This is a genomic window from Ornithinimicrobium kibberense, assembly GCF_006519705.1.
Taxonomy (GTDB): domain Bacteria; phylum Actinomycetota; class Actinomycetes; order Actinomycetales; family Dermatophilaceae; genus Ornithinicoccus; species Ornithinicoccus kibberensis.
Map to the genome: position 1 here is coordinate 1 of NZ_VFXM01000060.1, position 262 is coordinate 262.

Annotated in this window: 1 protein-coding gene; it reads left to right on the plus strand. The window is 72.9% G+C overall.

Annotated features, from left to right (window positions below):
- The coding region (locus FJR00_RS15905) for a hypothetical protein (RefSeq protein ID WP_181409687.1) at positions 1–262 on the plus strand (262 nt) is incomplete at both ends.

A 262-nucleotide genomic window follows, 5' to 3' on the forward strand; every position in this document is an offset into this window, starting at 1 on the left:
ACCGCGACGTTGCGCATCACGCCGTTGACCTCCCCGGAGACCGCTCGCCTGGCACGCCGCCTGATCGACCAGGACCGCGCCACAGACCCGGTGGCCTCCGAGTCGGTCGTGCAGAGCCTGGTAGCCCGCAGCGGCGGCAACCCGTTCTTCCTGACCGAGCTGGCACGGGGCGCGGGCGGAGCCCCCGTGGCGGGAGGGGACATTCCGGAACGGATCCAGGTCCTGCTGCGCCGGCGGCTGTCCCCGCTCAGCACCACCTCAC